The sequence below is a fragment of the Herbidospora sp. RD11066 genome (assembly GCF_054661255.1).
The window spans coordinates 1-347 of the sequence record NZ_BAAGDO010000063.1 but is presented as its reverse complement, the minus strand read 5'-3'; the positions used below and the strand labels follow the sequence as shown (position 1 = coordinate 347).

1 protein-coding gene is annotated in these 347 nt (G+C 66.9%); it reads right to left on the bottom strand.

Annotated elements, in window-relative coordinates; all coding sequences use genetic code 11:
* Positions 1-347 (bottom strand): substrate-binding domain-containing protein (locus tag ACYQ78_RS39355; RefSeq protein ID WP_459806099.1); only part of this gene is annotated, 347 nt, incomplete at both ends.

Sequence of the window (347 nt, the reverse complement as noted above, 5' to 3'; positions counted from 1 at the left end):
AACGCGTCCATGACCTCCTTGCCCTTGGCCCGGGTGAAGTCACCGCTCTGCGACGCGATCACCTTGAACTTCGGGTCCGCCCCGATCACCTCACCGAAACCGGCCTTGCGGTCGTTGGCGGGGGCCGAACCGGTCGTGCCCTGCAGCTCGACGATGTTCACATCGCCGGTCTCGCTCGCGTACTGCTCGACCAGCCACTGGCCCGCCTTCTTGCCCTCCTCCACGAAGTCCGACCCGAGGAAGGTCTTGTACAGCGAGGTGTCGGCCGAGTCGACCGCACGGTCGGTCAGGATCACCGGGATGCCGGCGGCCTTGGCCTCCTGCAGCACCGTGTCCCAACCCGACTC